Raw genomic sequence first — 12,375 nt, 5'->3', positions numbered from 1 at the left:
ATCACGCACTGACAGGGCGTTCGAACAGATAGCACGTAGAAACACTATATGATCGAAAAAATCGATTGGCAAATTCGAAATTAGAAGTTTGCCACCCTGTCCAAAATATGGTTCATAGGGTTCAGAGATTTTGAATTATTCTAATCTGGACCTTACCTCCCATAAGGTCCAAACCTCGGAGAAAGAACATGCTTGGCATTGGTGATAAACTTCCAGAATTTACTGTAACCGGCGTAAAACCTGGTTTTAACGAGATCGTTGAAGACGGCGTTGAAGCATTTGAGCCGATCACCGAAAAAAGCTTTGAAGGCAAGTGGAAAGTCATCTTCTTCTACCCGAAAGACTTCACCTTTGTGTGCCCGACTGAAATCGCCGAGTTCGCACGCCTGAACGAAGAATTCGAAGATCGTGACGCTGTCGTCATGGGCGGCTCCACCGACAACGAATTCGTCAAGCTCGCATGGCGCCGTGACCACCCGGATCTCAACAAGCTCGCAATCTGGAGCTTTGCAGACACCAAGGGTGAACTGATCGACGGACTCGGCGTGCGTCACCCGGATGGCGTTGCATACCGCTATACCTATGTTGTCGATCCGGACAACACGATCCAGCATGTTTACGCAACCAACCTCAATGTTGGCCGTAACCCGAAAGACACCCTGCGCGTTCTCGACGCTCTGCAGACAGATGAGCTGTGCCCATGCAACCGTGACATCGGCGGCGCAACTCTGGTTGGCTAATCAGCCTGCCGAACCCACTAATCAAGGGCGGGCCGCTGGCCCGTCCATTCCCGCTGCCGCAAGGCAGATTTCCCGGAACACCTAAAGCCTGCAGACCTGCGACATATCTGGCGCGGACATGATGCTGCCTGGCCAACTTCCAGCAAATTTGAAGAAAGAAACATTGCAATGACCATCGACAGCCTTAAATCCCATATGCCTGATTTCGCCAAGGATGTGAAGCTGAACCTGTCCAACATTGCCGGTGATGAAAGCCTGACCGATCAGCAGAAATATGGCCTGATGGTTGCTTGCGCCATCGCGACCCGCAGCCCGGCCATCCGCGAAGCCTTCCTGGCAGAAGCTGCCGACAAGCTTTCCCCAGAAGCCCTGACCGCAGCCAAGGGCGCAGCCACCATGATGGGCATGAACAATGTCTATTACCGCTTTGTCCATCTGGCTTCCAACAAGGAATATGCCTCCCTGCAGGCCAAGCTGCGTATGAATTTCATCGGCCGTCCGGGCGTCGACAAGGTCGACTTCGAGCTTTGGAGCCTTGCTGTTTCAGCCATCAATGGCTGTGGCATGTGCATTGATTCCCACGAGGCTGTTCTGCGTCAGGGTGGCATGACCACCGACCAAATCCAGACAGCGATTCGCTTTGCTGCCATTATCCAGTCCGCCGCTATTGCGCTGGAAGCGGCTTAATCGCCAATAAACTGGTAGGCAAGCCAGCCCCGGCAACAGAAAACCGCGCCTGTTGCCGGGGTAATTTATTTTTTATACCCTTTTGACTGTGCAAAGCCTTGCACGCCCTCTTCAGCCTCTTCCATATAGGACTATGCTTTTGCTGTAGCTGATCTGATGAAATTCTGATTGGTTTGCTGGTTGTTTTCATACCATTGAGCAGCTAAGAACACAGCACAGGGTAAAGCCTTTTGCCACCTGCCCGCACCGCCATGGCACCATGGCGAGAAGACAAGATGACAAGCCGGGTTAACGAGCTTTAGGGAGTGATGTCGCGTATGTCCCCACAGTCGCAACCATTGAAGACACGCCTGAAAGCCTGCGCAGAAGACGTGGCGCAGAAGCTGGAACGGATGCTTTCCGAAGACCCAAGAGGGGCCGAGCAATATCGCCCTCCAAGACTTCTGGAGGCGATGCGCCACGGTGTCCTGAATGGCGGCAAACGCATTCGCCCCTTCCTGATGATAGAGACCGCCAGAATGCTTGGCTATGAGCATCCCGGCGTGCTGCGCGCTGCCTGTGCGCTGGAATGCGTGCACAGCTACAGCCTCATCCATGACGATTTGCCTGCAATGGACGACGATGCCTTGCGCCGTGGCAAGCCAACCGTTCACGTCGCCTTTGATGAAGCAACAGCCATTCTGGCAGGCGACAGCCTTCTGACGATGGCCTTTGACATCATGGCCGATGAAAAAACCCACTATAAGGCAGAAGTGCGCACCGAACTCGTCCGCTGCCTTGCCCAGAATGCCGGCATCGGCGGCATGGCAGGCGGCCAGAGCCTTGATATCGCGTCGGAAGGCAGATCCATCACGGAAGGGGAAATCCGTCAGCTGGAGCAGATGAAAACCGGCGCCCTGTTGCGCTTTGCCTGCGAGGCTGGCGCCATGTTGGCCGAGGCCAACGCCAAGGAGCGCGCCGCCGTAACCCGCTTTGGCACCATTATCGGCCTCGCCTTCCAGCTTGCCGATGACCTGCTGGATGTCACCTCCACCTCGGCCCAGCTGGGCAAAACCGCAGGCAAGGACCAGAAGGCCAAAAAGGCAACCCTCGTCAGCCTGCACGGGATAGAAGCCACGCGCGCCGAACTCAACACGCTGATCACGGAAGCAGAATCCCTGCTCGCCCCCTTCGGCAGTCAGGCCGATACGCTCACTGCAACGGCCCGCTACATCGCAACGCGCAAAAACTGATCATCTAAGGGACAGCAAAAGGCGCTAAGGCTATCGGGCCTCAATCAGGCCTAGCCGAAGCGCTTTTCGATATAATCCAGCACCATTTGATGGAAATCCTCTGCAATTTGCGGTCCGCGCAAGGTTGCCACCTTTTCGCCATCCACAAAGACCGGCGCAGACGGGGTTTCTCCAGTGCCCGGAAGGGAAATGCCGATATCGGCGTGTTTGGATTCCCCCGGCCCATTAACGATGCAGCCCATGACGGCAACATTGAGCGCCTCGACACCAGGATATTTCTCACGCCAAACCGGCATATTCTCGCGGATATCGGTCTGGATGGCCTGCGCCAACTCCTGAAAGACGGTTGACGTCGTCCGCCCACACCCCGGACAGGCCGCCACGATGGGCACGAAGGAGCGGAAGCCCATGCATTGCAACAATTCCTGAGCCACCTGCACTTCGCGCGTGCGGTCTCCATTTGGTTCCGGCGTCAGAGAAACGCGGATCGTATCGCCAATCCCCTGCTGCAACACAAGTCCCATGGACGCCGCCGAGGCCACGATCCCCTTGGTGCCCATTCCCGCTTCTGTAAGCCCCAGATGTAGCGCATAATCCGAGCGGCGGGACAACTCGGTATTGACCGCAATCAGATCCTGCACCTGAGATACCTTGGCCGACAGGATGATCTTGTCTGCCCCCATGCCGAGCTCTTCAGCCCGTTCGGCTGAAAGCAGCGCGGACTGGATGATCGCCTCATGCATCACCTTTTGGGCAGGCATCGGATCTTCACTGACGGAATTTTCGTCCATCAGGCGCGTCAGCAATTCCTGATCCAGCGAGCCCCAGTTGACCCCGATACGCACTGGCTTGTCATATCGATTGGCCAGCTCGATCAGGGTCGAGAACTGCTTGTCGCGTTTATCCTTGAAGCCAACATTGCCCGGATTGATCCGGTATTTGTCCAGCGCTTCAGCGCAGGCGGGATTCTCGCCCAGCAGCTTGTGACCGATATAATGGAAGTCCCCCACCAACGGCACATCGATGCCCAGCCGCAGAAGCCGCTCCTTGATATGGGGCACAGCCTTTGCCGCTTCGTCCCTGTCCACTGTAATGCGCACAAGCTCCGAGCCGGCCCTGTGCAAGGCAGCCACCTGCGCGACCGTGCTGTCCACATCTGCTGTATCCGTGTTAGTCATCGATTGCACGACAATCGGCTCGCCGCCTCCGACCGTAACAGACCCGACCTTAACGGCATGGGTAATCCTGCGAGGCAGGGGCTCGGTGAGAAATGGGGTGGAACCAACAGGCATCTGGGACAAAAGAGACATGGACCCTCTCTTTTCCGGCATTCAGGCAACCAGCAAGCCGCAACACCGGAGGGATGAAAATACGCTGATTTTATATGGCAAATTGCATCTAGGCGCGCAAGTCAACAACGGCAAGGAAGGCTTGAAGCATACGCACAAATTCGGACAAACCGCAAACGGACTGTCACAATCTGGTGAGCTTTACCAAGAAGCCCTTAGCCATTGCCTTCAAGCTTCTGACATTCCTCACAAAGACCACGAATTTCCATGACCGGTGCGTTGGGGCTGAATTTCACCTTGCCGGCGATGGTTTCAATCAGCCCGCCAAGGCTTTCAGACTGGAACTCGGCGGCGCGCCCGCACTTATCGCAAAGCAGAAAGATGGTCGCTTCCCCATGCCTATGTCGGGCATCCGGTCCTTCATTGCACGCCACATAGGCGTTCCTGCTTTCGATTCGATGGATGATGCCATGCTGGATCAGGAATTCAAGGGCGCGATAGATGGAAACCGGCGCGAGCATCGTCTCGCCCTTCTCCTTGCGCTCTTTGTTGAGCTGATTGAGAATATCATAGGCACTTGAAGGCACGTGGCTGGCCGCCAGAACCCGCAAAACCGACTGCCGCTGATCCGTGAGGCGCACGCCCTTTTCAGCACAGACAGCCTTGGCATCGGCAAGAACGCGATCTATGCAAAAACTATGGTCATGGTCACTCATTTCGATCATTGCATTTTCCTCTACAACACAGCAAAAGGCATTTCCGTCAACGCAATGCCATGCGTTTTGCCATGGTCATTTCTCTTTGGCCTTTCTGATGGTCGTGCAAACTGGCCTGAAGAGCATGCTGCCCGGCAGCGATGTGATACAATATAACAAGTCCGATTGTGCACATCCATAACCACTTGCCAAGTCTGAGACGGAATCAAATTGCTGAAAAGCACGCACAAAATGCCACAGGCCCCATCGCAAAGCCGAGACAGGCCGACAGGCAGCATCCCCATCTGAGCCTGAAAAGCGCCTGACCAGTCTGATGGTCAGGCATAAAATCAGTCAGATGATCAGGCGGAAGCGGCTTCAGAAATGTTAAGCAGATTGCGCATATCGCCTTCCCGAGCAGTAAGATCCGCCAGCGTGTATTTGTCCAGCGCCTTGAGGAAAGATTCAAGCGCATCATTGAGCGCCTGGTTGAAGTCGCACATTGAGAGCAGCGGGCAATCATAGCTGCCTTCATCAAAACAGTCCGCGAGATGGAAATTCTCTTCGGCGGCACGAATGATCTGCCCCAGCGTGATCTCGCTTGGCTCCATTGCCAGCTTCAGCCCACCGTTGCGGCCACGGTGCGTGGTTATGAAGCCGTTGGACACCAGAATCGGCAGAATCTTGAACAGGTGATATTCGGAGATGGCATAAACCTGCGCGATCTCGCTAACCTTGGCAAATTCATCTTTCTTGGCAGCGCAATACATCAGAATGCGAACAGAATAATTAGCCTGCTGAGTTAATCTCATAATTTCACCACCTGCCTGTTGGCGCTGCGCAAAAGGTCACCGCTTGTTACTTGTGCCTTTTATCCCTTTTCACCATATCCTTCAATCCCGGACGCCGGAAACATTAGAAGAATTCGACTTCTAATATAGGGATGCGCGCAGAATATGTCATGATTCCTAAGTGAAATTCTTTATTTACACTTTGAAATATCAGAACCCGTTTCTTGCGAAAGCTCTTCGGCCCACCGGACGGCCCAGTCAGCGAGCGGTTGCAGCAAAGAATAAAGCTCCTCGCCAAGGGCTGTCAAAGCATATCCCTGCGGCGTTTTCTCTATCAGGCCCGCTTCGCGCAGATCCTTGATGCGGCTATTCAAAATGGAGGGAGAAATGGTTTCGCAGTGGTCCTGCAGAACCCTGAATGTCGCAGGCCCCTTCTTGAGGTTCCAAATGATCCCCATGGCCCATCGACGGCCCAATAGATCGAATGCTGCCATGACCGGGGCTCCGCTTTGGGAGCCTCGGACAGGATTTCCGGGGCGTGGTATCGCCATATGTGTCTCTTCTTCCTTCGCTGTGATGGTGTCACACTAACGCAAAGAACCAAAAAGAAAAGACCGTTTTGCCGCCAGAAGGCACAAAGCGCTCAAGACGCCTTAAGCTTGCGTTTTTCCGTAAGCGACACACCGCCTACGCCGATATTATCGCTATCGAGCTGCTCGATGAAAACGATGAAGGATTGCTCGGGAATATTGGTAATTTCCGCAGCGGACTTGGTGACGGTTTGAATGAAGGCATTTTTCTTTTGCTGGTCAATCTGATCAGCGCCCAACGTCATTGTGATAACGGGCATGATAGACTCCATGAATGAGAAGATAAATATAATCCGCTACCATTTTAGTAGCAAAGCCACATTATCACGCTACTAAATTAGTAGCAACAATTTTCTAGCATGACTTTTCTTCATCCCCTTCTGCCGCCAACCGGCATCAAAGCTGGGATCAGAGCGTCATTACCCACCTTTTTGCTTTGATTTTCGGGAGAAATGGTGAAAAGCTCGAATAAGCAAAACAAGAAGCCAAAAACGAACCATAATCAAACCTCATGCCATGCTGAATTACCTTCCTTCTCTCTCTGCCCTGCGTGCCTTCGAGGCAGCAGCCCGTCACCTCAGTTTCACCAAGGCTGCCAGCGAGCTGGGCGTCACCCAGAGCGCCATTTCCCGCCAGATGCGCTCCATGGAGGATCTGCTGGGCCTGCGCTTGTTCGAGCGCACAGGCTCGGGACTGGTTCTGACAGAGGCGGGCGCCGTCTATGCCCACAAAATCCGCACCAAACTGCAGGATATCGAAACCGCAACGCTGGAACTGCTCGCCTATCGCGGACAGGGTGGAGAATTGACCATCGCCTGCCTGCCGACCCTTGGCGCACGCTGGCTGGTTCCGCGCCTCACAAAATTCACCACCACACACCCAGAAATCCTGATCCAGATCGTGACCAAACTTGAACCCTTCGAGTTTGATGGCCTTGATATCGATGCCGCCTTCCATTTCGGCGAAAGCGCTTGGCCCAATGCCCTCACAGACGAGCTGATGCCGGAATATGTCGTGCCCATGGCTCATCCAATCCTGCAGGAAGAGCTCAAGGAGGTTGGACTGGAAGAATTGTTGCGGCGTCACCCGCTGCTGCAAGCGACATCGCGTCCCGCCCTCTGGCCCCACTGGTTCAGCCAGAAAGGCTATAGCCATCCCAACCCGCATGTTGGGCCGCGTTTCGAGCATTTTCATATGGTCATACGGGCCGCCGCCTCTAAAATGGGCATTGCCGTTCTGCCTCGTCTGTTGGCGGAGGAAGAACTGGCCAGCGGAGAGCTGGTGCAGCTTGACGACCAGTTGACGCCTTCCAACGGCGATTATTATTTCGTCTATCCGCAGGCCAAGCGGGCCAATCCCAATCTTCAGACCTTCCGCACCTGGGTCATGCGCGAGGCACTAAGCACCAAGAAGAAGATGAATGCAGCCCTCTCCTGAGCCCAACAGGTTAGGCAACCAGGGCCTATAAACAAATGTCATGAGCGATTGAAATATCATCGCTTCCAGCGCCTGACAGGCAGCACTACTATTGCGCCATTAATGCCAGCCCGCATCGGCCCTCTATCGGCCTTCCCGCGCGGCAGAACAGGAGCAATAGGCAATGTGCGCAAAACCGGCCTTCACTTGGGATGATCCGTTCCTCTTTCGCCAGCAACTGAGCGAAGATGAACGCATGATCATGGACGCGGCCCGCGCCTTTTGCGACGACAAGCTGATGCCGCGCGTCCTTGAAGCCAACAGGCAGGAATATTTTGACAGCGCCATCATGCGGGAAATGGGCGAACAAGGCTTCCTTGGCCCCACCATCAGCGAAGACTATGGCTGCGCTGGCGTCAACCATGTAGCCTATGGTCTGATCGCCCGCGAGATCGAACGTGTGGACTCAGGCTATCGTTCAGCCATGTCGGTCCAATCCTCGCTGGTCATGCACCCCATCCATGCCTATGGCTCCGAGGCGCAAAAACAACACTATCTGCCCAAGCTGGCGACAGGAGAGTTGATCGGCTGCTTTGGCCTCACCGAACCGGACCATGGCTCGGACCCCGGCTCCCTAGTCACCCGCGCCACGAAGGTCGAGGGCGGCTATCGCCTCAATGGCGCGAAAATGTGGATCACCAATTCTCCCATCGCCGATATCGCCATCGTCTGGGCCAAATCCGATGCTCACGACGGCAAGATCAAGGGCTTCATTGTCAAGGCTGACAGCAAAGGCTATTCGGCCCCCAAGATCGCAGGGAAACTAAGCCTCAAGGCCTCGACCACCGGTGAAATCGTGCTCAACGATGTCTTTGTGCCCGAAGATCATCTACTCCCCAACGTGGAAGGCCTCGCGGGGCCCTTTGGCTGCCTTAACAAGGCCCGCTATGGCATCGCGTGGGGGGTTTTGGGCGCTGCCGAATTCTGCTGGCATGCTGCGCGCCAATATACAATGGATCGCAAACAATTTGGTCGCCCGCTCGCGCAAACCCAGCTCGTCCAGCTCAAGCTTGCCGATATGCAGACCGAAATCACGTTGGGCCTGCAAGCTGCCTTGCGCGTGGGCCGAATGATGGATGAAGGCAACTGCCCGGTCGAGAATGTCTCACTTATCAAACGCAACAATACCGGCAAGGCCCTCACCATTGCGCGCACGGCCCGTGACATGCATGGCGGAAATGGCGTTGCCGACGAATTCCACATCATGCGCCACATGGTCAATCTGGAAAGCGTGAATACCTATGAAGGCACGCACGACATCCACGCCCTGATCCTTGGCCGCGCACAAACCGGTTTGCAGGCTTTCTTCTAGAACCCCATTGGCCAAGCCCATTGGCACATACTTAATCACCATCCAATAACCGCAGCACTCCCTCCGCACGAGCATAAAAGCGGTTCCATAAAGAGAAAAGGACAGCGACATGACGCTGACAACAGGCGCAACCCTTCTGGTGGATTGCCTCATAGAGCAGGGAGCCTCAACCATTTTCGGCGTGCCCGGCGAGAGCTATCTGGCCGTCTTGAACGCGATTTACGATGCCCCCTCCCTGCGTTATGTCAACGCAAGACAGGAAGGCGGCGCCTCGATGATGGCGGATGCCTGGTCCAAGCTGACCGGCGAGGTTGGCCTCTGCATGGTCACCCGAGGCCCCGGTGCCACCAATGCAAGCTCCGGCGTGCATGTGGCCTATCAGGATTCCACCCCCATGATCCTGTTCATCGGCCAGGTTGCCAGCGACCAGATCGAGCGCGAGGCCTTTCAGGAGATCGATTATCGCCGCATGTTCGGCCAGATGGCCAAATGGGTTGCCCAGATCGATGACGCTTCCCGCATTCCAGAATATATCGCCCGCGCCTATCGCACCGCCCTGTCCGGTCGTCCCGGCCCCGTTGTATTGGCCCTGCCCGAAGACATGCTGGTCACCGAAATTGAAAAGCCAGCAGCCCTTCCCGCCAAGGGCAAACCGGCAGACAGCGCACCATCTGCTGAGAGCATGAAAGAGCTTGAGGCGCTTGTCGCCGAGGCCGAACGTCCCTTCATGATTGTTGGCGGCGGCGGCTGGTCGCTGGCAGCCAATAAGGCGGTCACCGCCTTTGCCGAGCAGAATGCCATTCCCGTGGGCACCTCCTTCCGCTGTCAGGACTATTTCCCCAACGAGCATCCGAACTTTGCGGGCCATGTCGGCATCGGCATCGATCCCGCACTTGCCAAGCGCATCAAGCAAAGCGATCTGCTCATCGTGCTCGGCGCCCGCCTTGGCGAAATGACCACCTCCGGCTACACCCTCATCGACACGCCTATTCCGACCCAGACGCTCATTCACATTCATGCCGATCCGGAAGAATTGGGCCGCGTCTATCAGCCAGCTCTCGCCATCGCTGCCCGCCATGAAACCATGGCGCTGCTATTTGGCGCTCTGGGCCAAATCCGCAAGGCAGGGGATGCAAACTGGGTGAGCGAAGCCCGTGCGGGTTATGATGCCTTCAGCGCCATACCCGAGCGTAAATTGCCCGGAGATGTGCAGATGGCCGAAATTGTCAAACATGTGGTTGCCAACACCCCCGACAACACGGTCTTCACCAATGGTGCAGGCAATTATGCCATCTGGGTGCATCGCTTCATCAAATATCGTGGCTGGCGTACCCAGCTCGCCCCGACTTCCGGCTCCATGGGCTATGGCATGCCGGCCGTCGTTGCAGCCGCTATTCAGGATCCATCTCGCCCGGCCATCTGTTTTGCAGGCGACGGCTGTTTCCAGATGACCTGTCAGGAATTTGCCACCGCCGCGCAGGAAGGTGCCCCCATCAAGGTGATCGTTGTCAACAACTCCATGTATGGCACAATCCGCATGCATCAGGAGCGCGAATACCCAACCCGCATTTCCGGCACGGCCCTGTCCAACCCGGACTTCACAGCCATGGCCGCAGCCATGGGGGGGCATTCAGAAAAGGTCGTTTCAACCGAGGAATTTCCCGATGCCTTTGCCCGCATGATGGCCCATGACGGCCCAGCGCTCATCGAGATCATCACAGATCCCGAAGCAATCACGCCAGTTAAAACCATCACGGATTTCCGCACCAAAAGCTGATATGGCGCGTTTTTTCGCTTCAAAATGCATGATTTTTTTACAAAAGGGTGCCTCAAGGCACCCTTTTTTGTGCTAACAATCGTGCAAAACAGAAAAGTGATTGAAATCTCGACTTCGACGGAAGTCATGGCTGCCCCGAAGCACACGCTGTGCAATAAAACGCCGCAACAAAGGGGGGAGCGACCAGCATGCTGTCAACAGGACACACTGCGCTCTGCAATCAGCCAGCCAGTTCCATTTATGAACCAGCGCGGCACAAAAAGACGGTCGGAGAGTATCAAGAATGATGAAATCAGCAAGGAAATGGGCTGTAGCCTTTTCTATGGCGGCAACGCTTGTAACAGCAGGCTCCACGTCCGCCGCATGGGCTGCACGGACAGATATCGTGCTGGGCGTCCGGTTAGAACCACCTCATCTGGACCCAACAGCAGGCGCTGCCGCTGCGATTGACGAAATCACCTATGCCAATATTTTTGAAGGCCTCACGCGCATTGACGAACATGGTGCAATCAAGCCAGCGCTGGCGGAAAGCTGGACCATTTCCGCCGATGGCCTCACCTATGACTTCAAGCTCCATGAGGGTGTAAAATTCCACGACGGCACCGATTTTGATGCAGAAGACGTGGTCTTCTCGCTCGACCGTGCCCGCGGGGAAGATTCGGTCAATGCGCAGAAAGCGCTGTTCGAACCCATAGATAGCGTCGTTGCCAAGGACAAATATACCGTCGAGATGACTCTTAAGCGCCCGACCGGCGCCATGCTCTTCAATCTGGGCTGGGGAGACGCTGCCATGGTGGCCCCAGAAAGCGCAGAAACAAACAAGACCAATCCCGTGGGCACAGGCCCTTTCAAACTGGAAAAATGGGTCAAGGGCGATTCCATCACCCTGATCAGGAATGACGCCTATTGGGGTCAACCAGCCAAGCTGGAGAAAGCCACCTTCAAGATTGTTGCCGATGCCGCGGCCAGCCTTGCTGCCCTGATGGCAGGCGATGTGGATGCCTTCCCGATTTTTCCCGCACCGGAAATGCTGCCGCAATTCGAGAATGACCCGCGCTTCAAGGTCGTCATCGGCACCACGGAAGGGGAAACCATTCTGGCCACCAACAATGGGGTCAAACCTTTTGACGATGTGCGCGTGCGCAAGGCGCTGGCCTATGCCATCAATCGCCAGTCCCTTATCGATGGAGCCATGTTCGGCTATGGAACCCTTATCGGCTCCCACTTTGCGCCGCATAACCCGGCCTATCTCGATCTATCCCACGTCTATGACTATAATCCGGAGAAAGCCAAAGAGCTGCTGAAGGAAGCTGGTCTGGAAGACGGCTTCAAAGCCCGCCTGTTCCTGCCACCGACCGACTATGCCCGTCGCTCCGGCCTGATCATCGCCTCTGATCTCAAAAAGGTCGGCATCGAACTGGAACTGATCAATGTCGAGTGGGCCCAGTGGCTGAGCAACGTCTTCAAGGGCAAGGATTATGATCTGACCATCATCTCGCACACCGAACCGCTGGATATCGGCATCTATGCCCGCGATGACTATTACTTCAACTATAAGAATGAAGAGTTCAAAGCGATCATCGCCAAGCTCAATGCCACAGCCGATGAAGCAGAACGCACGGAATTGCTGCATCAGGCCCAGAAAAAGCTCAATGACGATGCCGTCAACGGCTTCCTGTTCCAGCTTGCCAAGACCGGCGTCTGGAACGCCAAGATCAAGGGATTGTGGGCCAATGCCCCCATCCAGGCCAACGATCTGACAGCCGTAGAATGGATGGACTAATCA

At 55.4% G+C, this 12,375-nt stretch carries 12 protein-coding genes; 7 read left to right on the top strand and 5 right to left on the bottom strand.

The annotated features are described in order from the left end of the window. Positions 1-188: 188 nt before the first annotated feature. The 3 genes from ACKPCT_RS20625 (at position 189) to ACKPCT_RS20615 (ending at position 2,659) form a co-directional block, all read left to right on the top strand. Positions 189-740: a peroxiredoxin gene (locus ACKPCT_RS20625; RefSeq protein WP_090073999.1), complete on the top strand. Its 552-nt coding sequence runs from the start codon at positions 189-191 to the stop codon at positions 738-740. Between the two features lie 168 nt (positions 741-908). Beyond that, the gene (locus tag ACKPCT_RS20620) at positions 909-1,427 is read left to right on the top strand and encodes a carboxymuconolactone decarboxylase family protein (protein ID WP_090074000.1); all 519 of its coding nucleotides are present in this window, start codon (positions 909-911) and stop codon (positions 1,425-1,427) included. Between the two features lie 317 nt (positions 1,428-1,744). Beyond that, positions 1,745-2,659, top strand: coding sequence for a polyprenyl synthetase family protein (locus ACKPCT_RS20615; RefSeq protein WP_319567843.1), 915 nt, complete (start codon positions 1,745-1,747; stop codon positions 2,657-2,659). 50 nt (positions 2,660-2,709) lie between these two features. Here ACKPCT_RS20615 and ispG read toward each other — a convergent pair whose 3' ends face one another. From ispG to ACKPCT_RS20590, 5 genes are all read right to left on the bottom strand, one after another. Beyond that, positions 2,710-3,951: a flavodoxin-dependent (E)-4-hydroxy-3-methylbut-2-enyl-diphosphate synthase gene (ispG, locus tag ACKPCT_RS20610; protein ID WP_319569447.1), complete on the bottom strand. Its 1,242-nt coding sequence runs from the start codon at positions 3,949-3,951 to the stop codon at positions 2,710-2,712. A gap of 212 nt (positions 3,952-4,163) precedes the next feature. Further along, positions 4,164-4,673 (bottom strand): Fur family transcriptional regulator, encoded by a 510-nt coding sequence (locus ACKPCT_RS20605; protein ID WP_090074002.1) that lies wholly within the window; start codon positions 4,671-4,673, stop codon positions 4,164-4,166. A gap of 332 nt (positions 4,674-5,005) precedes the next feature. Then, complete coding sequence (locus tag ACKPCT_RS20600; protein ID WP_090074004.1) at positions 5,006-5,455, bottom strand: Rrf2 family transcriptional regulator; 450 nt, start codon at positions 5,453-5,455, stop codon at positions 5,006-5,008. Positions 5,456-5,625: 170 nt separating this feature from the next. After that, positions 5,626-5,928 carry a winged helix-turn-helix transcriptional regulator gene (locus tag ACKPCT_RS20595; protein WP_319567842.1) on the bottom strand — a complete coding sequence of 101 codons (303 nt, stop codon included), beginning with the start codon at positions 5,926-5,928 and terminating at the stop codon, positions 5,626-5,628. A 149-nt stretch (positions 5,929-6,077) separates the two neighbouring features. Then, positions 6,078-6,284 (bottom strand): tautomerase family protein, encoded by a 207-nt coding sequence (locus ACKPCT_RS20590; RefSeq protein ID WP_319567841.1) that lies wholly within the window; start codon positions 6,282-6,284, stop codon positions 6,078-6,080. A gap of 256 nt (positions 6,285-6,540) precedes the next feature. Between ACKPCT_RS20590 and gcvA the strand changes: the two genes are divergently transcribed. The 4 genes from gcvA (at position 6,541) to ACKPCT_RS20570 (ending at position 12,372) form a co-directional block, all read left to right on the top strand. Next, the gene (gene gcvA, locus ACKPCT_RS20585; protein ID WP_090074007.1) at positions 6,541-7,461 is read left to right on the top strand and encodes a transcriptional regulator GcvA; all 921 of its coding nucleotides are present in this window, start codon (positions 6,541-6,543) and stop codon (positions 7,459-7,461) included. A gap of 163 nt (positions 7,462-7,624) precedes the next feature. After that, the gene (locus tag ACKPCT_RS20580; RefSeq protein WP_319567840.1) at positions 7,625-8,812 is read left to right on the top strand and encodes an acyl-CoA dehydrogenase; all 1,188 of its coding nucleotides are present in this window, start codon (positions 7,625-7,627) and stop codon (positions 8,810-8,812) included. Positions 8,813-8,921: 109 nt separating this feature from the next. Beyond that, the gene (locus ACKPCT_RS20575; protein ID WP_319567839.1) at positions 8,922-10,589 is read left to right on the top strand and encodes a thiamine pyrophosphate-binding protein; all 1,668 of its coding nucleotides are present in this window, start codon (positions 8,922-8,924) and stop codon (positions 10,587-10,589) included. Positions 10,590-10,872: 283 nt separating this feature from the next. Next, the gene (locus ACKPCT_RS20570; RefSeq protein WP_407062731.1) at positions 10,873-12,372 is read left to right on the top strand and encodes an ABC transporter substrate-binding protein; all 1,500 of its coding nucleotides are present in this window, start codon (positions 10,873-10,875) and stop codon (positions 12,370-12,372) included. Positions 12,373-12,375 lie beyond the last annotated feature (3 nt).

It is taken from the genome of Cohaesibacter marisflavi, from assembly GCF_963665895.2.
Classification (GTDB): Bacteria; Pseudomonadota; Alphaproteobacteria; order Rhizobiales; family Cohaesibacteraceae; genus Cohaesibacter; species Cohaesibacter marisflavi.
Note: the sequence above shows the minus strand (reverse complement) of the source record. Positions and strands in the feature narration are given on the sequence as shown.